Genomic DNA, 321 nt, shown 5'->3' with positions numbered 1-321 from the left:
AAGGAGATACCTTACAAAATAATAAAAAGGAGATTATAGAATGAGTAGATTAACAAAATTCTCAAAGTTAGCATTTGCAACTTTAATCGCGGGAAGTAGTTTAAGTACCTTTGTTTCATCGCACAGTGTACAAGCTGACACCTTAGATCCTAATTACCAAGACAATGTAAAATTCATACCACCTTCTAGTGCTAGGCCAGCATTGGAACAAAAAAACACTATTGTTCCCGAATCAAAAGTTATTAAAAATCATTATGTAAAGTACTCTAAAGCACATTTCCAAACTAAAGAAAGTATACCAAAAGAGATTTATTATTCTTC

1 protein-coding gene is annotated in these 321 nt (G+C 31.8%); it reads left to right on the top strand.

Going from position 1 to position 321, the window contains the following annotated elements; all coding sequences use genetic code 11:
• Positions 1-40: 40 nt before the first annotated feature.
• Positions 41-321, top strand: a 281-nt coding sequence (locus QO049_RS31050) for a hypothetical protein (protein WP_284489832.1), incomplete at its 3' end; no start/stop codon positions are given.

This window comes from Bacillus sp. RB3 (assembly GCF_030164735.1).
In the GTDB taxonomy this organism is placed as follows: Bacteria; Bacillota; Bacilli; order Bacillales; family Bacillaceae_G; genus Bacillus_A; species Bacillus_A cereus.
Note: the sequence above shows the minus strand (reverse complement) of the source record. Positions and strands in the feature narration are given on the sequence as shown.